This is a genomic window from Pedobacter riviphilus, assembly GCF_014692875.1.
GTDB lineage: Bacteria > Bacteroidota > Bacteroidia > Sphingobacteriales > Sphingobacteriaceae > Pedobacter > Pedobacter riviphilus.
Genome location: NZ_CP061171.1, coordinates 5,289,117 through 5,310,047, shown reverse-complemented (window position 1 = coordinate 5,310,047; position 20,931 = coordinate 5,289,117). Strand labels below are relative to the sequence as shown.

The 20,931-nt window shown below is 38.6% G+C and carries 17 protein-coding genes; 5 read left to right on the top strand and 12 right to left on the bottom strand.

Features of this window, described 5'->3' with window-relative positions; genetic code table 11:
- The first annotated feature begins 14 nt into the window (after positions 1 to 14).
- Positions 15 to 887, top strand: coding sequence for a diacylglycerol/lipid kinase family protein (locus tag H9N25_RS21900; RefSeq protein ID WP_190327233.1), 873 nt, complete (start codon positions 15 to 17; stop codon positions 885 to 887).
- Here H9N25_RS21900 and H9N25_RS21895 read toward each other — a convergent pair.
- The 10 genes from H9N25_RS21895 to H9N25_RS21850 form a co-directional block, all read right to left on the bottom strand.
- Positions 876 to 1,265 (bottom strand): hypothetical protein, encoded by a 390-nt coding sequence (locus tag H9N25_RS21895; RefSeq protein ID WP_167296197.1) that lies wholly within the window; start codon positions 1,263 to 1,265, stop codon positions 876 to 878. The genes H9N25_RS21900 and H9N25_RS21895 overlap by 12 nt on opposite strands.
- The gene (locus H9N25_RS21890; RefSeq protein ID WP_169502609.1) at positions 1,266 to 1,919 is read right to left on the bottom strand and encodes a TonB family protein; all 654 of its coding nucleotides are present in this window, start codon (positions 1,917 to 1,919) and stop codon (positions 1,266 to 1,268) included. It abuts the gene before it with no gap.
- Between the two features lie 266 nt (positions 1,920 to 2,185).
- Positions 2,186 to 2,872, bottom strand: a complete 687-nt coding sequence (locus tag H9N25_RS21885) for a peptidoglycan DD-metalloendopeptidase family protein (protein WP_190327232.1) — start codon at positions 2,870 to 2,872, stop codon at positions 2,186 to 2,188.
- A 6-nt stretch (positions 2,873 to 2,878) separates the two neighbouring features.
- The gene (gene trhA / locus H9N25_RS21880) at positions 2,879 to 3,508 is read right to left on the bottom strand and encodes a PAQR family membrane homeostasis protein TrhA (RefSeq protein WP_190327231.1); all 630 of its coding nucleotides are present in this window, start codon (positions 3,506 to 3,508) and stop codon (positions 2,879 to 2,881) included.
- A gap of 5 nt (positions 3,509 to 3,513) precedes the next feature.
- On the bottom strand, positions 3,514 to 3,891 hold the full coding sequence (rbfA, locus tag H9N25_RS21875) for a 30S ribosome-binding factor RbfA (RefSeq protein ID WP_167296193.1): 378 nt from the start codon (positions 3,889 to 3,891) through the stop codon (positions 3,514 to 3,516).
- Positions 3,892 to 3,981: 90 nt separating this feature from the next.
- Positions 3,982 to 5,172, bottom strand: coding sequence for a GTPase HflX (gene hflX, locus H9N25_RS21870; protein WP_190327230.1), 1,191 nt, complete (start codon positions 5,170 to 5,172; stop codon positions 3,982 to 3,984).
- 77 nt (positions 5,173 to 5,249) lie between these two features.
- On the bottom strand, positions 5,250 to 6,032 hold the full coding sequence (trpC, locus tag H9N25_RS21865; RefSeq protein WP_190327229.1) for an indole-3-glycerol phosphate synthase TrpC: 783 nt from the start codon (positions 6,030 to 6,032) through the stop codon (positions 5,250 to 5,252).
- A gap of 118 nt (positions 6,033 to 6,150) precedes the next feature.
- Positions 6,151 to 6,741, bottom strand: coding sequence for an anthranilate synthase component II (locus H9N25_RS21860; protein WP_167296190.1), 591 nt, complete (start codon positions 6,739 to 6,741; stop codon positions 6,151 to 6,153).
- A 52-nt stretch (positions 6,742 to 6,793) separates the two neighbouring features.
- Positions 6,794 to 8,191 (bottom strand): anthranilate synthase component I family protein, encoded by a 1,398-nt coding sequence (locus H9N25_RS21855; protein ID WP_190327228.1) that lies wholly within the window; start codon positions 8,189 to 8,191, stop codon positions 6,794 to 6,796.
- 372 nt (positions 8,192 to 8,563) lie between these two features.
- The gene (locus H9N25_RS21850; RefSeq protein ID WP_167296189.1) at positions 8,564 to 9,010 is read right to left on the bottom strand and encodes a cytochrome B; all 447 of its coding nucleotides are present in this window, start codon (positions 9,008 to 9,010) and stop codon (positions 8,564 to 8,566) included.
- A 112-nt stretch (positions 9,011 to 9,122) separates the two neighbouring features.
- On the opposite strand from H9N25_RS21850, the gene H9N25_RS21845 reads away from it, so the two are divergent.
- Positions 9,123 to 12,143: an amidohydrolase family protein gene (locus H9N25_RS21845; RefSeq protein WP_190327227.1), complete on the top strand. Its 3,021-nt coding sequence runs from the start codon at positions 9,123 to 9,125 to the stop codon at positions 12,141 to 12,143.
- Positions 12,133 to 13,455 carry an amidohydrolase family protein gene (locus tag H9N25_RS21840; RefSeq protein WP_223833477.1) on the top strand — a complete coding sequence of 441 codons (1,323 nt, stop codon included), beginning with the start codon at positions 12,133 to 12,135 and terminating at the stop codon, positions 13,453 to 13,455. The genes H9N25_RS21845 and H9N25_RS21840 overlap by 11 nt, the downstream gene beginning before the upstream one ends.
- A gap of 163 nt (positions 13,456 to 13,618) precedes the next feature.
- Here H9N25_RS21840 and H9N25_RS21835 read toward each other — a convergent pair whose 3' ends face one another.
- Complete coding sequence (locus tag H9N25_RS21835; protein ID WP_190327226.1) at positions 13,619 to 14,254, bottom strand: hypothetical protein; 636 nt, start codon at positions 14,252 to 14,254, stop codon at positions 13,619 to 13,621.
- Positions 14,255 to 14,271: 17 nt separating this feature from the next.
- A complete protein-coding gene (locus tag H9N25_RS21830; protein WP_190327225.1) occupies positions 14,272 to 15,435 on the bottom strand; it encodes a hypothetical protein in 1,164 nt (387 codons plus the stop codon).
- Positions 15,436 to 15,874: 439 nt separating this feature from the next.
- Between H9N25_RS21830 and H9N25_RS21825 the strand changes: the two genes are divergently transcribed.
- Both H9N25_RS21825 and H9N25_RS21820 read left to right on the top strand, forming a co-directional pair.
- Entirely contained in the window at positions 15,875 to 19,078 is a 3,204-nt protein-coding gene (locus tag H9N25_RS21825) for a TonB-dependent receptor (protein ID WP_190327224.1), read from the top strand.
- A gap of 100 nt (positions 19,079 to 19,178) precedes the next feature.
- Positions 19,179 to 20,930 (top strand): ABC transporter ATP-binding protein, encoded by a 1,752-nt coding sequence (locus tag H9N25_RS21820; protein WP_190327223.1) that lies wholly within the window; start codon positions 19,179 to 19,181, stop codon positions 20,928 to 20,930.
- Position 20,931: the final 1 nt, after the last annotated feature.

The window sequence follows — 20,931 nt, the reverse complement described above, 5'->3', positions numbered from 1 at the left end:
CCATAAGGTAACACATGAAATTATTATTCATCATCAATCCAGGCTCAGGCAGTCATGATATTAACTTGAAGGAAGTAATTTCCACCCATTTCGATACAAAAGAAACAGAGATCGATCTTTTCGAATTACCAGAAGACTGCTCTTTAGAGCAGATAAAAGAAAGGATTAAAAATGCAAAAGCAGATCGCGTGGTAGCCGTTGGGGGCGATGGGACCTTAAAACTGGTTGCCGAGTGTTTGTTGCATACCGAAACCCCTATTGGCATAATCCCTGCCGGATCGGCCAATGGAATGGCGAAAGAATTAGGCATACCCACCGATATTAAACAGGCTTTAGCCATTTTGGATGAAGGCCGTTTGCAAAAAATTCATGTGGTTAAACTTAACAATGAGATCTGTATCCACTTATCTGATCTGGGTTTTAATGCCTATCTGGTAAAGAAATTTGATGCCCAACCCCAACGCGGTATGTTGGGCTATGCAAAGGCCACCTGGCATGCCTTATGGAACCATAGTAGAATGGAAGTACAACTGAAACTTAAAAACGAAATAATCACCTCTAAAGCAGCCATGGTGGCCATTGCCAATGCAACCATGTATGGCTCTGGGCTAAAGATAAATCCAGACGGGAAATTAGACGACGATCTGTTCGAAGTGGTTTTAGTAAAAGATTACTCCTACCTTGAAATATTAAAGATATGGGTCACCAAACTTCCCTTCAACCCTAAAAAAATAGAAGTATTTCAAACCGCTGAGGTTAAGATTTCTTCGAAACATAAAGCGCACTTCCAGATTGATGGGGAATACATTGGCAGGGTGAACACTGTTGAAGCAAAAATTCTTCCTGCCGCCATAACAGTAGTTTTACCTGATGTACTAGAAGGATGAACGATGAATTTTAATTGTAAAATACAGCCTGAAAAACTCGGCAATAAAACAGATGCGGAATAAAATATCGAACCACCGTTCGCCGAGGTTTAACGCTTCTGGTAAATAGGTAATAAAGCCAATAGAAAATACCCATACCACCAAACGGAACGGAAATTGAATATAATAGGTGATAAATCCAAATTTCTTGTTCAGTAATAAACCAGCTGCTGAGATAAACAGCGAAACGAATAACGGCAATAGTAATACCACTTTGGCCTGCGAAAGTACCTGATCGGGAATTTCGTTTAAATGCGTTAAAATCTGCCAAAATTGTTTGGCTAACAAAACGATACTGATAATATCTAATAAGGCAAAAAATCGGGTGGTATTCTTCATTTACTTACAATACTTTGCTAAATAATCATCAGCCTTTTTACTGCCCATATATTTAACAAATAAAAAATCCTCACAGGCACCTTGTTTATCGCCCTGTTTTATTTTTTTTAAACCCATTTTGATTCGGTCGTCCAAATATTCATCATCAATTCCCAGTTGGTTTTTAATGGCTATAATCTGAACTTCCTGTCCGGGTTTAGCCTGATCGATGTTTTTATAAAAATTAATGACAGAGTTGGTCAAGCCTTCTTCAGCCAGATAGGTACGGATCGCTTCTTGAATGGCCTCACTTGATTTGCCTTCACAATTATAGCCCGAAAGTTTAAAATTAACCGGAGCCACAATCGAAACTGTTGTATCGTAACCCGCAGGAATCTGCCATTTACCGCTGCTTAAACGTACCAATCGCAAAGCTTCTTCATCCAGGTCAGACAATATTCCTTTACTAATTTTCGAAAAATAAACCTTACCCTGGCTATTGAGCTTAAAACTCACGTTTACGGTTCCCTGGATACAATTATCTTTCGAAAACTGGGGATAGATGGTATTTTCCCTTAAGAAATTGGTAAAACCACTTTTACCCGATTTAAACTGAACCTGCCCCATGACCAAGGAGTAGCAAAAAAGCAAACAAAAGGTGAGCAGGTTTTTCATTGTACTAATTTACGGTTTATTCAGGTTTAACCGCAAAGAACGCAAAGTTTTTCGCAGAGAAAGAGAGCGATTTTTAGTTTAATGCCATCACCCTGAACCGAGCCTCAGCGAGCTCACCGAAGGTAATTTATTTCAGGGTCTTAATAACAGGAAAGATGCTGAAATAAATTCAGCATGACGATCATATAAAACATAGCGCCAAAAACAAGTATTACGATCCGTAAGTTAGGTTGATAAACTTTGCGCATTCCTTATTTTCTTTGCGGTTAAAAGAATGTAGTTTTTAAAATCAAATTCGGGTTGGGACAATTGACCAGATATTTTTCGCGCTCACTTAACCTGCAAACCCCGGGGTAATCGCCTTTTAATCCTTCCATATTTTTGATCAATTGGAAATGAAGATGTGGCGGCCAGTTACCGTTCTCTTCCTTTGCTCCCAATACTGCAATTTTAGCCCCGGCAGGAATAAATTCACCTTCTTTCAAGCCATTTAACGATGCCAGACTTAAATGCCCGTATAATGCATTAAACTTAAATCCATCTATTTCGTAGGCCAGGATGATTGTTGCGCCATAATCACCAAAATTGTTGTTATTGGCAAAACTTTGAACAGTAGCATCGTAAAAATTGTAGATAGGTGTTCCAACTGGTCCCCAGATATCTACACCTAAATGTAGCCTGCGCGGTTCTTCTTCCGTATCAAAATGTACGCTTCGCGAATAAATGGTGCGGTGTTCATTATATCCGCCAATTCCGTAACGGGCATTGTTTTTAGCTAGCTTTTCGTTAACCCAGTTTGAAAACAGATCAGTATTATCTAAAATTTCATCTGTTAATTCCGTATTCGCCACTGTAAAATCCAAAGGCAAAAGCCGATCGTGTTTTACATCAAAATCGACAACTTTTTGGATCAAAGCAGCATTTGATTGAATAACCTGATCGAAAGTTTGCATCTGTAGCTATTTAAAGATGTATACGAAATTATAAATGTAGTGCGCTAAAGCTCCGCCAATTACAAACAAGTGCCAAAGCTCATGGCTATGCATCCAACTAAACAGCTGTTTATCTTTTGCATAATAATAAGTTCCACCGATGTAAAAAACGCCCCCAAACAGTAACCAGAAAATTGCGCCAATAGGTAGTGTACCTAGCATTTTCTGCAACAAAGGCACAATTAAGCAGCCCATTAGAATATAAATAGCCAAAGATATAGCGGTGCTCTTTAATCGGTTAAAGATTTTAAGCAGGCAACCTATTATAGCGATCATCCATACAATGGCAAATAAACTCCACCTTAACCAGCCATCAAAAACCAGCAAAGCAGTTGGTGAGTAAGAGCCTGCTATCATCAGGTAGATGCAGCAATGATCGAATTTTTGCCAAAAGCGTACACCATAATCGGTAGCCGGATAACCATGATACATGGCACTTACGCCAAAAAGGATAAAAGTGCCAATACTATAAATCCATGCGGCAGTATATTCAATAGGCGTATTGCATTTTTGAAGCAATATATAGCCTGCCGGAATTGCAATTAATGCCGGTATAAAATGAGTGAAGAAATTAACGGGTTCCCTTAGCTTCCTCACAAAGATTATTCACTGTCTTCGTCCTTCTGTCTTGGTTCTTTAGCAATCTTATCGAAAAGATGGTCCATACGTTCTACGTATTCATTAGTATCATCTACAAAAAAGGTAAGCTCTGGTACCACTCTTACCTGATGACGGATTCTGCTTCCCAATTTATACCTGATTTCGCCTGAATGTGCATTAACAGTGTTAATAGAAAGCGTGGTGTTATTGGTGTTTAAAAAGCTTAGGTAAACTTTGGCCACTGCCAAATCGGGAGAAACCCGAACACGCGTAATGGTTACCAATGTATTAGGCAAAAACGCAGCACCTTCCCGCTGAAAAACCTGTGCTAACTCCTCTTGTAATACTCCTGCAAATTTCTGCTGACGTTTACTTTCCATAATGTATTTATCTATCGCCTTTATGATGAAACCTTATCGGTTTTAAAAACCTACAAGGTTTATTTTCGCACCGCAATGACGGAATTTAATCTAATATAATAAATTACTATCATACGGGTATCTTGCCACGTGTGCAGCTTTAACCTTATCGTACAGTAATGTTTTAAACTCTTCTAAGTTTTCTTTTTCTGTTGCCGATATAAATAATACAGGTACTTTATCGTGGCTCATCCAGCTTTTCTTAAAATCTTCTAAAGTAAGCTTGCCATCATCCTCTTCATCGTCAACTTCAGGCGAAACATAGGCATCAATTTTATTAAAAACTAAAATCATATCCTTATCAATCGCACCAATATCTTTCAGCGTTTCGTTAACCGTATTAATCTGATCTTCGAAATTAGGATGCGAAACATCTACCACGTGGATCAATAAATCAGCTTCACGTACTTCATCTAAAGTAGATTTAAAACATTCTACCAAGTGGTGAGGCAGTTTGCGGATAAACCCAACGGTATCTGAAAGCAAAAAAGGTAAATTTTCGATCACCACTTTACGAACAGTCGTATCTAAAGTTGCAAATAGTTTATTCTCGGCAAATACTTCCGATTTCGACAGCATATTCATGATGGTAGATTTACCAACATTGGTATAACCAACCAAAGCTACCCGAATTAACTGACCACGGTTTTTACGCTGTGTTTCGTTCTGCCGGTCTATATTCCTTAAACGCTCTTTTAGCAAAGAGATTTTATTTAAAATGATCCGTCTATCGCTCTCAATCTGCGTTTCACCCGGACCGCGCATCCCGATACCACCTTTCTGGCGTTCCAAGTGTGTCCACATACCGGTCAAACGTGGTAGAACATATTGTAGTTGTGCCAGTTCAACCTGTGTTTTTGCCTGTGCAGTTTGGGCCCTGTTGGCAAAAATATCCAGGATCAGATTGCTTCTATCCAAAACCTTAACTCCAAGCTCACGATCGATATTACGTAGTTGTGATGGCGATAGTTCATCGTCGAAAACTACCACATCAATTTCTTCTGATTTTACATAAGCTTTTATCTCTTCCAGCTTTCCCGTACCCACAAATGTAGCACGCTCTGGTTTAAGCATTTTTTGTGTAAAAACTTGCTCTACCTTCCCTCCTGCTGTATCTACCAAAAAGGCCAGCTCATCTAAATATTCTTTTGTTTGGGCTTCTTTTTCGCCTGGTGTAACCACTCCAACTAAAATTGCCCGTTCCTGCACAATGGCAGTATCATAAAATTTTTGTTTTCCCATGTAATTAATACAAAGATACGAAATTTGCGCCCAACCAAACCTCGCAGTTTTTTAAAACCTCCGAGGTTTATAAATAGCTATAGCTGCGTTACAAATTCTCTAATAGCAGTTCCTGGATTATCAGTCTTCATAAAATTCTCGCCAATTAAAAACCCGTTAAAACCTGCTACTTTTAGCTCCTTAATCGTTTGTGGATTACTGATCGCGCTTTCCGAAATCTTTAAAAATTCATTTGGAATTTTATTTACTAAATCGAACGAAGTCTGGATATCTACCGTAAAATCGCCCAGGTTTCTATTGTTTACACCAATGGCATCCAAATTCGGGCAGATGCTTCGCTCCAGCTCTTCCAGGTTATGCACTTCTAACAGTACATTTAACCCTAAACCTTTGGCAAACTTTCCGAAATCGTTAATCTGTTGAGGTGTTAATATCGAGGCAATCAACAGAATAATATCAGCACCCCAGGCCTTTGCTTCCAGAATCTGATACTCATCAATCATAAAATCTTTTCTCAAGATCGGAATATGATTTGTAGCCCGTGCCGCCAGGATATCGTCGGTTTTACCGCCAAAGAAATCTACATCCGTTAATACCGAAAGTGCAGATGCGCCGGCTGCATTATAAGCCTGCGTTACCTCCGCAACATCAGCAATACCGTTAATTAAACCTTTAGATGGCGAGCGGCGTTTAAACTCTGCAATAATGCCGGTACGGTCTTTGGCCAATAGAAACTCTTTAAAAGAATAAGGCGTTCGGTTAAAATGTACCGAATTTTCTAAATCCTGAACAGAAACCAAGGCTTTTGCAGCGGCAACTTCTTCTTTTTTGCGTAATACGATTTTATCTAATATGTTCATTTTTACTAATCCATCATGCAGATCCGATAGCTATCGGATTTGTTTCAGCATCTAAAAGTTAACTAATCCCAGTAAGATCCTGAATTAAGTTCAGGATGACGACCAGATGAATAAAGTGTTAAGGGGTCGACGTCAACCAATTCTCCATCATCTGTTTGCCATACTCTGTTAGCACACTTTCAGGATGAAACTGTACGCCGCGCACATCCAATGTTTCATGTCTTAACGCCATGATCTCATTCTTATGATCTCTGGCTGTAATTTTTAAACAGGTAGGGAAATTATCTTTACTCACCACCCAACTGTGGTAGCGGCCAACATTGATGGTTTGCGGGCATTCCCAGAACAAAGGCTCGTCGCCATCTACTACCGTTACCGGTGTAGCAATTCCGTGCATTGGTCTGCCCAAGTTCAATAAAGTGCCACCAAAAACTTCGGCTATGGCCTGCTGGCCTAAACATACGCCAAAGATACTCTTCGTTGCCGCATAGGTTTTAATTACATCCAATAACAAACCAGCCTCTTCCGGTATGCCCGGGCCTGGAGAAAGTAAAATTTTATCATACTTTTCTACGTCGGCCAGATCAAATTTATCATTTCTCCAAACTTCTGCTTCGTAACCTACCTCGTTAATTAAATGCACCAGGTTGTAGGTAAAACTATCGTAGTTATCAATTACTAATACCGTTTTCTTATTTATATTTTCCATTATATTTCTTACTAGTGGATTTTACTCCAAACTAAAAACCCTCAACTCCAAACTAGATTTGCTCTGCCATTTTCACCGCTTTACGCAAGGCTGCAATTTTATTGTTCACCTCCTGCATTTCAGTTTCGGGAACAGAATCGGCCACAATACCTGCGCCTGCACGATAATGCAGTTCGTTGTTCTTGCTCATAAAAGTTCTGATCATAATGGCATGATTAAAATCTTCATTGAAGCCCATAAAACCAATTGCACCCGCATAAAAATTTCTGCCCAGCTTTTCGTTTTCATCAATCAACTGCATGGCTTTGTATTTTGGTGCACCGCTTAAGGTACCCGCCGGATAGGTATCGGCAACTACTTTAAAAGCACTTACGTTTTCCTGCAAATGGCCACTCACCTTACTTACCAGGTGGATCAGGTGCGAATAGTACTGCACTTCTTTAAAAGATTTTACTTCAACGCGGTTACAGTGCCTGCTTAAATCGTTTCTGGCCAAATCTACCAGCATTACATGTTCTGCACTTTCTTTTGGGTCTTGTTCTAATTTACGGGCCTGTTCAGCATCTTCAATGTCGTTTCCGCTGCGCTTAAATGTTCCGGCAATTGGAAAAATATTGGCCGAATTGTTTTTGATCGTAATCTGCGCCTCTGGAGAAGAACCGAACAATTTAAAATTCCCGTAATCAAAATAAAAGAGGTAAGGTGATGGGTTTATCGAACGCAGGCAACGGTATACATTAAATTCATCACCAGAAAATGCTTGCTTAAATGCTCTTGATGGTACAATCTGAAAAACATCTCCACGATAAATATGCTTTTGCAGTTTCTCTACCAAGTCCATAAAACCCTGATCGGTTAGGTTTGAACTTTCCTCACCACGAAGTTGAAACTTATATTCAGGATAATTTTTATTCTGGATCAGGTATTCCATTTTTTCAAGCCCACCCTCTTCTTCTCCTTCAAAAGTATTTTTGAATAAAGTAATTTCATTTTTGAAGTGATCGATGGCGATAATATAGCGATACAAATGGTACTGCATCTCTGGAATTTCTTCACCCTCAGGAGTTTCAGAAGTAAACTTTATATCTTCAAAATGTTGTACTGCATTCCAGGTAAAATAGCCAAACAGGCCGCTCGAAATAAATTTGATCTCGGGTAGTTCAGTTTCTCTGAATTTATCCTTAAAATCGGCAATTTCTTCAATCAGGTTTTCACTTTCGGTAATCTCTACAGCGCCATCCGGGAAATAAGTCTCCAATCTCGATCCCTTTAAAATAATTCCGGCAACCGGATCGGCACACACAAAACTCATAGAGTTTTCGCGACTGTGGTAATCAGAACTTTCTAACAGGATACTGTTGGGATACACATCACGTAAGCGTAAATAAATGCTCACTGGTGTTGTGGTATCAGCAAGCATTTTTTTGTAAGTCGTATTAATTTTATACATGATAAAGGTAAATGGTGTAAGCTATAGGGCTTAAGGTTTGCATTTCGTATTTTTTAACAATAAAAAGCCCGGCGTGTGGTTCTACGCCGGGCTTTAATGGTTCTTTAATAAGGTTTAGGTTGATAAACTATATTTTGTTCATACGCAGCCAGCGCAATTCGTTCGAATTACTTTGCCAAAGCCATGTATGTATATTGTTGATCATGAGCAACAAAAATATAAAGAATTTTGAAAAATGGAAATAAATATGAAAATAAATATCTGTTAACTGCAAAGTATACAGAGTGAAAACGCAAAGTACACCAAGACTAAGATCAAAAAATAAATGGCTCTGCGCCTCTTTGCGAAAAACTTTGCGTGCTTTGCGGTTAACTATGAAACCCCAAAGAACGATCTACCTGGAACTTCTTTTACCATTAACAGTATAGTTATGATGATCAAAATCAGCGCTAAGCCAAAGAAAACCGAAATGGTCCGGTGTTTTGCAACTGCATCAGCAACTTTTTTCGATTTAGCATTACCCACTGTAATTAAAATAATGGCGATTATCATCATACTGATGTGCTCCATTTTAAAATAACGTACTGCAGGTGCACCTGCACTGCTTAACTTATACCAGCCTTCGCTAAAATATAGCACCAAACCAATCAATAACTGAATGTGTGCGCTAATAAGCGTGAAAACATTTAACTTTCTATCGCCTTCAGTATAGGTTTTACTACCAAACCAACCAGACAAAGCCTTAACAACGGCAATAATTAGCAAAAGAAAAACCACATAGCGCCATCCAGAGTGAGCACTTTTTAAAATATCGTTCATATCAATAAATTTCTATGATTCAAAAATAGACATTAATTGTAAAAAATAGGATATTCAATAGATTGAACGCTTATTTATATTAGTTTTAAACAAATTAAACCCTAAACTTATTATGAAGAAAATTTTACTCGCCATTGGGCTGGTATTTTCTACTACATTTCTGTTTGCACAGCAAAGCTCCTTTCCTGTTAACGGTTCTTTTGATACCAGACCAGGAATGTTTGCCTTTACCAATGCAACTATAGTAGTTAATGCCAATCAAACCTTAACAAATGCCACACTTTTAATCAAAGGACAAACTATACAAGGTGTTGGTGCCGGCTTAGCCGTACCTAAAGGTTATGTAGTAATCGACCTTAAAGGAAAATTTGTTTATCCATCACTAGTTGATGCCTTTAGCAACTATGGACTTACCGAAGTACCTGTGCAACAACGTGGTTTCGGTGGTCAGCGCCAATCTATTTTCGTATCAACCAAAAAAGGTGCTTACGGCTGGAACGAATCAATCAGGCCTGAAACTTATGTAAAAAGCATTTTTTCTACTGATAGCAAAAAAGCTGATGAACTGCGTAAAGTAGGCTTTGGCAGTGTGAACGTAATTAATCGCGATGGTATAGCGCGTGGCGTTTCGGCCGCAGTAACTTTAAACGAAGGTGCAGACAACAGTGTATTTTTAAAGGACCAGACCGCAGCAAATTATTCGTTTAATAAAGGAACTTCATCAAACGATTACCCAACCTCATTAATGGGTTCGATTGCTTTATTGCGCCAAACCTATTACGATGCACAATGGTATGGCAAACAAAAAGATGAGTACAACATCTCGCTAGACGAATTTGGCAAGCAACAAACCATGCCGCAGATTTTTGAGGTAGATGGGTGGCAGAACATTCTGCGTGCTGATAAAATCGGAAAAGAATTTGGCAAGAAATACATCATTAAATCTACCGGCGATGAATACCAACGCATAAATGAGGTTAAAGCTACAGGCGCAAGTTTAATCATCCCTTTAACTTTCCCTAAAGCATATGATGTTGAAGATCCTGCAGAAGCCAGAAATGTAAGTTTATCACAAATGAAAGGCTGGGAACTGGCACCAACCAATCCGGCCAGCTTGGAGAAAGCAGGCATTAAATTTGCCCTAACGGCATTTGGCTTAGAAAACAGTCGCGATTTTTGGGCTAATCTCCGCACCGCGATAGAAAATGGCTTAACCGAAAAACAAGCTTTACAATCGGTTACCGAAATCCCTGCTTCACTTCTGGGCATCAGCGATAAAGTTGGCTCATTAGAAAAAGGAAAAGTAGCCAACTTTTTAATCTCATCTGATAACCTGTTCAAAAACGGAAACATTATTTTCGAAAACTGGGTACAGGGTAAACGTTTTATTGTAAATAAAATGGATGTGAGCGATGTGCGTGGCACTTACAACTTAAACGTTGACGGTATTGGTGCTTTAACCCTAAAAATTACCGGAACGGGTGGCGGATCTATAGCTGCAATAGAAAGAATTGGTGTAGATAGTGTTAAAACCACAGCAACCTTTACCAGGAATGGCGATTGGGTAAGCATCAATTTCAACTTAAAGAAAAATCCTAAGGGTGATATCCGTTTAAGCGGTTACATTACTTCGGCAAATCCGGTTACCATCAAAGGCGAATCGGCTCTGGCTGATGGTACTACGGGAAAGTTTACAGCAACTTATAAAGAAGCCGCAAAAGAAACACCTAAAAAAGAAGAGCCAAAAAGCGCTTTGGCCATGGGTCCGGTAATTTATCCTTTCTCAGCCTTTGGAAATGCTGAACTGCCTAAACAAGAAACGGTTTTAATTAAAAACGGCACCGTTTGGACGAACGAAAAAGACGGAATCCTCCAAAATGCCGATGTACTTTTAGAAAACGGAAAAATTAAAGCTGTTGGTAAAAACCTTTCGGCAAGCGGTGCTAAAGTGATTGATGCTACTGGTAAGCACGTAACCGCTGGTATTATTGATGAGCACTCGCATATTGCAGGTGCAGGCGGTATTAACGAAGGTGCACAATCGGTTTCTGCTGAAGTACGCGTTGCCGACATTCTCAACTCCGAAGATGTAAACATTTACCGTCAGTTGGCTGGGGGTGTAACCACTTCGCAAATTTTGCACGGGTCGGCCAATCCGATCGGTGGCCAATCGCAATTGATTAAACTGCGTTGGGGTAAATCGCCAGAGGAATTGAAATTTGCAGGTGCCGATGGTTTCATCAAATTTGCTTTGGGCGAAAACGTGAAACAAAGTAATTTTGGCACAGGTGCCCGTTTCCCGGTTACACGGATGGGTGTTGAGCAAACTTTTGTGGATGAATTTACCCGTGCAAAAGAATACGAAAAAGCACTATCGGTTAAAGGCAACAGTGTACGTAAAGATTTAGAATTGGATGCTATTGTGGAAATTTTGAACAACAAACGTTTCATTACCTGCCACTCTTATGTGCAGAGCGAAATTAATATGTTAATTCATGTGGCTGATAGCTTAGGCTTCAAGATCAATACCTTTACGCACATTTTAGAAGGCTATAAAGTGGCCGATAAAATGAAAGCACACGGCATTGCGGGTTCTACCTTTTCTGATTGGTGGGCTTATAAAAACGAAGTGGCCGAAGCCATCCCTTACAACGGAAAAATCATGCATAATGTTGGCGTAACAACTGCTTTCAACTCTGATGATGCCGAAATGGCCCGCCACTTAAACCAGGAAGCAGGAAAATCAGTTTTATACGGTAACGTTCCGGAAGAAGATGCTTTTAAGTTTGTAACCTTAAACCCGGCAAAAATGCTGCACATTGACGATAAGGTGGGCAGTTTAAAAGCGGGTAAAGATGCCGATGTGGTAATCTGGACTGCCAATCCACTTTCTATTTATGCCAGGGCAGAAAAAACTTTTGTAGATGGTATTGCCTACTGGGATATTGAGAAAGATGCTCAGGTAATCAAAGCCCAACAGACAGAAAAAGCACGCTTGATCCAAAAGATGTTAGAGAGCAAAAGTAAAGGCAGCCGTACACAACGCCCGTTGGGTGATGCACCACGCCTGTACAATTGCGAAACTTTAGAAAACTATTCAGCAGAATTAACCGAGAAAGAACATGCACACTAACACTAAAAAATATATACTCAGTCTGGCTTTATCAGCAACAAGCCTGATGTGTTTTGCGCAGGCAAACATATCGCCAGCTAAAAAACAAAGCAAAACCATCGCCATTACGGGTGCTACCGTACATATAGGCAATGGAACGGTGATCGAAAACGGAACCATCCTTTTTGGCAACGGAAAAATTATCTCTGTTACCGCTAACGGACAGGTGCCGCAAGATGATGTAATACGCATTGTGGCTACAGGCAAACACATTTACCCTGGCTTTATTGCTGCAACCACCAATTTAGGTTTAACAGAAATTGAAGCGGTGAAAGCAACATTGGATTTTCAGGAGATTGGCGATTTTAATTCGCACATTCGTTCTATAGTGGCTTACAATACCGATTCGAAAGTTCCGGCTACTTTACGCAGCAATGGAATTTTAATCGCGCAGCCAACACCACAGGGCGGTACTGTTTCGGGCAGTTCATCGGTAGTTCAGCTTGATGCCTGGAACTGGGAAGATGCTGCCCTTAAAACCGACGATGCCATGCACATGACCTGGCCCGTTACTCCACGTTTCAGGGGCGGATTTGGTGGTTTCGGCAGACCACAACAATCGCCAGAAAGCTTAGCCGAAAGAACGCAAGCAGCCATTGCACAGTTAACTTCTTTCTTTGCCGAGGCAAAAGCCTATTCGGAAATGGGTAAACCAGAAGTAATTAATACCCGTTTCGAGGCGATGAAGAAAGTATTTGCCGGCAGCGAAAAATTATTTATCGCGGCCGATAGCCAGAAGGATATCGTGGCGGCAGTTAATTTCGCTAAGAAATTCGGGATCACTCCGGTAATCACAGGTGCTGATGAAGCTTACCTGATTATCGATTTCTTAAAAGAAAACAACATTACCCTGGTGGTGAAACAGCCTCATGCTTTACCCAATAATAATGATGATGACGTGAATATGCCTTACAAAAATGCGGCGGTATTGGCCAATGCAGGCTTAAATGTGGTATTAAGTATTGATGGTTACTGGCAACAACGTAACCTGCCTTTTATGGCGGGTACAGTTACGGCCTGGGGCTTAGATAAAGAAAAAGCATTATCAACCATTACCTTAAATGCGGCCAAAGCGATGGGTGTTGATAAAACTACAGGCAGTATTGAGATTGGCAAAGATGCTACTTTCTTTATTTCTGCAGGCGATGCTTTAGATATGCGCACCAACAAAGTGGAGCAGGCTTTTATTCAAGGCAGAGATATCAACCTGGACAATTTACATAAACAGTTGGATAAGAAGTTCAGCGATAAATACACTGCTGAGAAGAAGTAGTTTTTTAGAAGGTTAACTGGTTAATTGTTCAAATCGGTTAATTGTTAAAACCTAAAATGAGAACGGCAGGTATTGATTTACCGGCCGTTTTTTGTTTAGCAGATTACTTTATTTGTTTGGTGCACCAAACACGGAGTTTGTAAGTATAAGCGGCACGCATGCGCTAATGAGGATTTTTAGCTGGTACACTTAAAATTTCTTCAACAGTCAAATCTTTAAAGTATAGTCTATTACAGGTTTCAGTACTGGTATCTTCCAACCATTTTTCATTTGGATGCCGCCCAGGTAAAGAAAGTTTTAAAAATTCAGAAAAATTATAGCCATATCCATCGATAAATTCCACCGGATACAATATTTTTCGCCACTTCGATTCATCAAAAAGGTACAAAGTTTGCAGCAGCGACAATGATACATAGGCTTTTCCATCATAATATATAATGTAGTAATCGGTATTATATCTTCCTGCAACTGAATAGCGAGGTTCGGTGTAAAATTCTTCTATATAAGTTTGGTTTTCAACAATTTTTAAAAATTTAGCCTGAGCGATATCACTTCCCGACCGTATAAAATTACCCTGCTCGAAATAAACAAAAGATTCCTTGGTTACTACATTTTTAAATACGGTTTTTTCAAGTTGCATCTGTTTTTCATTCACCTGCCTTGCCCATTCTGTATCCGACATCCGTTCAACCTGATTGATCATCTTCTCAACACCATCTTTAACACCTTTATTTTGAGAATAGTATAAAAATCCCAGTATAACTACTATTGCTATTATTGTGATCAAAATTATTTCCATTGATGCATAGGTTAATATTATTTTACCTGAAGGGTAAACAATTTGGCGTAGTTAACTGTCATTGATTTAAATTTTATTGGCCTGACATTTTTTATTTCATTTCCATCTAAATCAATAAGTTTTACATCATTATCATTGTTGATTACCGCAAGACATGTTTTCCCAAATATCTTTTTATCCTTTATTATAGCGTTAGAAGAAAAGGCAAAAATCCAGGGATATTGATACTTGGTTCGTATTTGATTATTATTTTCATCTATGATAACCAGATAAGGCAGAGAAGTTTCATGGTCTGGCAATCCAAGGCACAGGAGCCTTTTATCAAGATATTTAGGGTACCTTGTTGAGGATTTCCCGATGACTGAAGGAAACTGACCTGCAATATGATAAAAATCGCCAAAGCAGTTACCCGCACAATCTAGTAATACATTACATACGTCGTAATTACTATGATACCAAGAGGACGACAGCTTAAAAGGTTTATCTAACACCTTATAAGTGATCCCTAAACCTCTTTTTCCTGGTTCAAACCAAGTCTTTTCTCCATTTTGACCTATTGTGGTATCAAAATTTACCAAACGCTCTCCCTCATGGCTATACAACCAGAATATTTCATGGTCATAATCTCCTGTTTTATCGTTTACTTTTTCGATAAATACAGAAAAAAGATAATTTAATCCAAAAACGCGATGAACAAAAAAAGGGTCTTCTTTGTAATTTGTTGTGAGTATCTCTTTACACTCATTCTTTTGCGTATCATAAATGCATATTCGAGTTAAAGAAAAAGGAGCACTTTTATCAATGGCTATATGCAGTAGCAACTTTACAGGACTTAGGGGAGTAGCATTTAAGATCAGATCGTTTTCCAACAAGCAAACGAGTTGAGCATTTTTATAACTAAAAATCTTGGCGGAAGCTCCTGATCCAGCAAATTTAGTTTCAATCCAGTAGTTAATTTTATTATTAAACTCTATCTCTAATTTATCCAGAGATCTACCAGAAAAATGAGTCCAATAATTTGCTGAATGGCTGCTTTTGGGCAATTCATATATAATATCGCCATCTGTATTGATTATATATTCTTGCTGGTTAGCTGATGTAGCGTAATATAATTCCAAATGCTGTAAATAAACCAAATAAAGGTTAGGATATTTTTCTGCTATTATATTACTGGTCGGCATCTTTAAATTATTTTATAAACGGCAATTGATGAGTACTATTTGGTATAATTTTAACTGGGAAATAGATTCGTTCTGTATTTGATGTAATCAGAAAATGTAAGATAAACAGATTCCATTTTCAGAGCAACTATATCACTAATTTAATCATTATTGCTAAAACGAGAATAAAGAATTTTAACATCAATATCAAGCGAAAGAAATTAACCTTACCTTAACATTAACGGTCGATATTAATTTATCGGCCGCATTTTATTTTAACATCAGCCATAAAAACGATCAAGTACTAAACCTATTCTTAATATTAAATCAGAATTCAGTTAACAGCACATTAACATCTTTGTCATCATAAAAAATCAGAAACTAATCATGATGAAACCTGCTTGAGCTGCGACAACAAACATGCTCAAGCAAGCTTCATAACAGCTAAAAAAATCGAAAGATGATGAAAAATTTACTTATTGCAGTATTGCTGCTGTTTTGCTGTATCCATAATACAGCAATAGCACAAACAACCCAGGCATCTATTTCAGGTGTTATTACCGATCAGCAAAAGAAACCCATCCCTGGTGTTTCCGTACAGATCAAAAACAACTCAACAGGTTTCACTACTAAAACATCTACCAACGCCCAGGGCGAGTACACTTTTAAAGAGCTTCCATTGGGTGGCCCTTACTCGGTCAAAGCCCTTTATGTAGGTTTTGGCGAGCAGACCAGAAATGGTTATATGTTAAACCTTGGCGATGTGGTTAGGGTAAACGTTACCATGCAGGAAGCTTCGCAGGATTTAGACGCGGTACAAGTTGTGGCTTCGGGTTTGAGGAACAAAGTTCAAAACTTTGGCGCTTCTACAGAGATTTCGGCCAAAACAATGAACCAATTACCTGTAAACGGGCGTAATTTTTCTAACTTAATGGATTTATCTCCTTTAAGCCGGGGTGGGAATATTTCGGGGCAGTTAGGCTCATCAACCAATTATACCATTGATGGAATGAATGCAAAGAATCCAACATCGGCAGGAAGTACAACCAGCCGCAGCGGTGCGCCATATTCAATTTCTATTGAGGCTGTTCGCGAGTTTAAGGTAGTAACCAATCAATACGACGTTACTTTAGGCAGAGCTGGTGGCGGTACAGTAACTGCTGTAACTAAATCTGGTACAAATACAGTAAGTGGTAGTGTTTTTGGTTATGGCCGTGCAGATTGGTTAGCCAGCCGTTATGATATTAGAGGGATAAAGCGTAATAATGATTTCTCTACCTACCAATATGGTTTTACTTTAGGTGGCCCAATTATTAAAGATAAATTACATTATTTCGTTGGTTTAGATCATCAGAAAGATGCTCGCCCATTAATTATTGCCGATGTTAACGGCCCTGCTGATGAAGCCCGTTTCAGAATCACTAATAGTACTTTAGCGCAGTTTTTGGATGTTGCCCGTACTAAATATGGAGTAGCAAATACCCCCCAATATGGTTCTTTCGATAAAAAGCGTGGTTCGGATGCTGCATTTGCCCGCTTAGATTGGCAAATTAATGATAGAAATTTATTAACCATCCGTGATAATTACACAAACGATAGAAATCCATTAGGCTTAGCAGATAACACAGCGATAAATTTCTACGAAAGTTACGGTAACGATAAAAATGTTGACAATAATTTATTGGCAACTTTACGTTCAACCATAAGCAGCAAAATCACTAACGAATTAAAAATACAACATTTATATACTTTCCAGGCGAGTACGCAAAATGATGAATTAACAGGCGCCATTCCAAGAGCAATTGTAGGAAATATAAAATCTGACCTTGCTGACGGTACCAAAGGCATCTCTACTGCAATACAAATTGGCGGCCACCGTTTTGGACAAGAAGGTTTCACCAATAATGTTTTTCAATTGGTAGATAATTTTTATTATAATACCGATAAAGTTAAATATACATTTGGTGTTGATGTGATGTATACTAATGCAAAATCTCTTTATGGTAGTGAAGTTAATGGCCGTTTCGAATATTCAACTTCTCAGATTCAAGATCCCGCTTTTCCAAATGACCCTACAAAAAAGATCGAAGTTCCGGCGATTACAAACTTTAATAACCTTGCTCCAAACAGATTTTATCGTGAAGTACCTTTAGTTGCAGACCCAACGGTTAAAGCTGGTATTTGGAATGCAGCTGTTTACGGCCAGATGCAAACCAAATTAGCAAAAGGTTTAGATTTTATAGGTGGTTTACGTCTCGATTATAGCGCTTATCCAAAATCGCCACTTAATCAGCAACTATTTGATGCTATTGGCGTGAGAACAGACAATGCGTTAAAGCAATTTTTAATTCAGCCAAGAATTCAATTCAACTGGGACATTAATGAAAACCGAACAGACTTTGTTCGATTTGGCGCGGGTATTTTCGGATCGGATATTAATAATTATGTAACCATTAATAACTTAACTTTTGATGGTAAACACTTAGCAACAGTTGATGTTTTTGGTGCTGATGTACCAAAACCAAACTTTATCGGTTATAGAAATGGTACCGTTGCTACACCTTCATTAAGTACTTTACAGGTACCAACTATCAATACTTATGCAGAAGATGCAAAAATCCCAGTGGTTTATAAAGCCAACTTATCATACAGTAAATTAATTACCGATAAATTTAAGGTTGGGATTACGGGTTACGCAACATTAGGCCGTAACAACTATATGTATGTGGATAGAAATATGGCAGCAAATCCATTTTTTACCTTACCTAATGAAGGTAACCGTGGCGTATTTGTACCAACGTCAAGTATTACAGCAAGTAATGGTGTTGCCGATTGGAAAGGCGGTCGTTTAACGAATCAGTTTGGCCGTGTGTTAGAATTAAATAGTAAAGGTAAAGTAAATCAATTCGCTATAGTTTTAGATGCGACCTGGAATTATTTTAAAGATGGAGAAATATCTGCGAGTTATACTTATAACGATACAAAAGATAATACATCGTATAATGGCAACGTGGCAAACTCTGCTACTTTATCTCTACCTGTTAAAGATGATCCAAGAGATTTGAGCAAAATGTCTTATTCAGATAATCAATTCCGTAATAAGGTTGTTATTTATGGAACGTCTCCAAGTTTTTATGGCTTTAGATTAGGTGTTCGTTACTCTGGTATTGGTGGAACACGCTATAGCTTATTGGCTGGCGGCAATATTAATGGAGATTTTGTGGCTACAAATGATTTAGCTTTTGTATTCGATAGAAACAATCAAAATATTCCTGCAAATATCCGTACAGGCTTACAGACATTATTGGATAATCCAGATGCAAGCCAAAGTTTAAAAGATTATATTAATAAATATTCTGGTCAGCTAGCAGAGCGAAATGGTGGCGTGAATGATTTTTTTGGTATTGTTGATTTAAAGTTAAGCTATCAACTACAATTAAATAAAAAGCATAGTATTGAATTCTCTGGAGATGTGTTTAATTTTGCAAACCTACTTAACAAAAAATGGGGTGTAAATGAAACTTTGGGCAACCAGGCTTTATATGCAGTTAGCGCATTCGATGCTACAAACAAAGCTTATACTTATCGTGTAAACAATACTGGTATCGTTACTCCATCGGGTAACCCTTGGCAGATACAAATCGGTTTACGTTACGGTTTTTAATAACGTTTAGCTAACTTTCTTAGCTTAAAGTCATAAAAAAAGGGAATGGATTTTTATCCGTTCCCTTTTTTTATGTTTGTAATATAAACAACAAAACTTAATGGGATTATTACTTAACTACCTGAAGCACCACAAGTGGATTGTGGCCTTAGCGTTATTGCTGGCAGGCATAAATATTGGTTTTTCGCTTTTAGATCCATATATCACTGGTCGGATTTTAGACCGTTTTATCAACAAAAAAGATTCGTTAACCTATAGCCAATATCTTTGGGGTTCGCTGGGTTTAATAGGCCTGGCTATCGGCGCCGCAATGGTTTCGCGTATTGCTAAAAACTTTCAGGACTATTTCACTAGTGTAATCGTTCAAAAGGTTGGGGCAAAAATGTATGCCGATGGTTTGCAGCATTCTTTAAAATTGCCATATCAGGTTTTCGAAGATCAGCGCAGTGGCGAAACTTTGGGTATTTTACAAAAAGTACGATTAGATTCAGAGAAGTTTATCACTGCCTTTATCAGCATCCTTTTTGTAAGTTTAATCGGAATGATCTTCGTGATCGTATATTCAGTTTCAGTAAGCTACAAAGTTACTTTAGTTTATTTCTCAGCCATTCCGATCATCAGTTTTGTGAGCTGGTTTTTAAGTCGCAAAATTAAAACCATACAACGCTCTATTGTTGGCGAAACTACTGCTTTGGCAGGTTCTACAACCGAATCATTAAGAAATATCGAACTGGTTAAGAGTTTAGGTTTGGCCGACCAGGAAATTGATCGATTAAATAAAACTACTTATAAAATCCTAGGCTTAGAGCTTAAAAAAGTGAAGTATGTACGCAGCATGAGTTTTGTTCAGGGTACTACAGTTAACCTGGTCCGCAGTACAATGGTGCTGGTTTTGCTTTTGCTTATTTTCGACAATACCATTTCGGCCGGACAGTATTTTTCTTTTCTTTTTTACTCGTTCTTCCTTTTCGGACCACTACAGGAGCTGGGCAATGTAATTTTAACCTGGCGTGAGGCAGAAGTTTCGTTAGGTAATTTCAAAAAGATTTTAAGTACACCTATTGATAAAAAACCAGAGAATCCAACTTCGATCGCAAAAATTAAAGATTTAACCTTTAGCAATGTTGGTTTTAAGCACTTAACGGCTAATAGAAATGCATTAGAAAATATTTCCTTCAAAACCTATAACGGACAAACTATCGCTTTTGTTGGCCCGTCAGGCTCTGGGAAAACCACATTAGTGAAGTTATTGGTTGGCTTATATCAGCCAAAAGACGGTGAAATTTTATATAATGGCATTCCAAGCAACCATATCGATCTGGATGCGCTCCGCGAGAAAATCGGTTTCGTAACACAAGATACCCAGTTATTCTCGGGTACGATAAGAGAAAACCTCTTATTTGTTAACCCTAACGCCACCGATGAGGAGTGTTATAAAGTATTAAACCAGGCTGCTTGCCAAACACTTTTAGCCCGTGCCGATAAGGGTTTAGATTCGTTAATTGGCGAGGGTGGTGTTAAGGTTTCAGGAGGAGAGAAACAACGTTTATCGATTGCAAGGGCACTGCTCCGTCAGCCAGATATTTTGGTTTTTGATGAAGCTACCTCATCATTAGATTCGATTACAGAAGAAGAAATTACCAAAACCATCCGTTCGGTTTCTGATTTAACCGATCACATTACCATTTTGATTGCCCACCGTTTATCGACCATAAAACATGCTGATAAAATTTATGTGTTAGAAAAAGGCCATATTATTGAACAGGGAAGACATGAAGAACTAATTGCACAAAATGGTTTATATCAAGCCATGTGGCGCCAACAAATTGGTGAAAGAGTTGTTGAAGTTTAAG

Excerpts from the sequence above, each read along its gene's own strand:
- H9N25_RS21900 (WP_190327233.1), top strand. The coding sequence starts at position 15 with ATGAAATTATTATTCATCATCAATCCAGGCTCAGGCAGTCATGATATT.
- H9N25_RS21895 (WP_167296197.1), bottom strand. The coding sequence starts at position 1,265 with ATGAAGAATACCACCCGATTTTTTGCCTTATTAGATATTATCAGTATC.
- H9N25_RS21890 (WP_169502609.1), bottom strand. The coding sequence starts at position 1,919 with ATGAAAAACCTGCTCACCTTTTGTTTGCTTTTTTGCTACTCCTTGGTC.
- H9N25_RS21885 (WP_190327232.1), bottom strand. The coding sequence starts at position 2,872 with ATGCAAACTTTCGATCAGGTTATTCAATCAAATGCTGCTTTGATCCAA.
- rbfA (WP_167296193.1), bottom strand. The coding sequence starts at position 3,891 with ATGGAAAGTAAACGTCAGCAGAAATTTGCAGGAGTATTACAAGAGGAG.
- hflX (WP_190327230.1), bottom strand. The coding sequence starts at position 5,172 with ATGGGAAAACAAAAATTTTATGATACTGCCATTGTGCAGGAACGGGCA.
- trpC (WP_190327229.1), bottom strand. The coding sequence starts at position 6,032 with ATGAACATATTAGATAAAATCGTATTACGCAAAAAAGAAGAAGTTGCC.
- H9N25_RS21860 (WP_167296190.1), bottom strand. The coding sequence starts at position 6,741 with ATGGAAAATATAAATAAGAAAACGGTATTAGTAATTGATAACTACGAT.
- H9N25_RS21855 (WP_190327228.1), bottom strand. The coding sequence starts at position 8,191 with ATGTATAAAATTAATACGACTTACAAAAAAATGCTTGCTGATACCACA.
- H9N25_RS21850 (WP_167296189.1), bottom strand. The coding sequence starts at position 9,010 with ATGAACGATATTTTAAAAAGTGCTCACTCTGGATGGCGCTATGTGGTT.
- H9N25_RS21845 (WP_190327227.1), top strand. The coding sequence starts at position 9,123 with ATGAAGAAAATTTTACTCGCCATTGGGCTGGTATTTTCTACTACATTT.
- H9N25_RS21840 (WP_223833477.1), top strand. The coding sequence starts at position 12,133 with ATGCACACTAACACTAAAAAATATATACTCAGTCTGGCTTTATCAGCA.
- H9N25_RS21835 (WP_190327226.1), bottom strand. The coding sequence starts at position 14,254 with ATGGAAATAATTTTGATCACAATAATAGCAATAGTAGTTATACTGGGA.
- H9N25_RS21830 (WP_190327225.1), bottom strand. The coding sequence starts at position 15,435 with ATGCCGACCAGTAATATAATAGCAGAAAAATATCCTAACCTTTATTTG.
- H9N25_RS21825 (WP_190327224.1), top strand. The coding sequence starts at position 15,875 with ATGATGAAAAATTTACTTATTGCAGTATTGCTGCTGTTTTGCTGTATC.
- H9N25_RS21820 (WP_190327223.1), top strand. The coding sequence starts at position 19,179 with ATGGGATTATTACTTAACTACCTGAAGCACCACAAGTGGATTGTGGCC.